Source organism: Microbacterium sp. GbtcB4, from assembly GCF_019091465.1.
Lineage (GTDB): Bacteria > Actinomycetota > Actinomycetes > Actinomycetales > Microbacteriaceae > Microbacterium > Microbacterium paraoxydans.
This window is the reverse complement of record NZ_JAGXJJ010000330.1, coordinates 1-250: the sequence shown is the minus strand read 5'-3', so window position 1 is coordinate 250 and position 250 is coordinate 1. Positions and strand designations below refer to the sequence as shown.

Sequence of the window (250 nt, the reverse complement as noted above, 5' to 3'; positions counted from 1 at the left end):
CCTGCCCGTTGGCGGGCGGCAACGACTCCCGCGACTCGGAGCAGGTGCGCGGCGACGAACAGCGCTGGCCCTTCGAACCCTGGCGCGGGCGGGAGCTCATCGGTCCGGAGACCGAGATCATGACGCCGGGTCGCGCCGAGGGACGCTTCACGGGCGGCAACCTCAGTCTGCTCACCGCCGGACTCGGCGCCCCGGAGGCGGACGTCCCCGCCCCCGGCATCCTTTTCCTGGAGGACATCACGGAGGAGCC

General features: G+C 72.8%; 1 pseudogene. It reads left to right on the top strand.

Features of this window, described 5'->3' with window-relative positions:
- Positions 1-250, top strand: a pseudogene (locus KVS71_RS18060) (LD-carboxypeptidase); the annotation flags it as partial.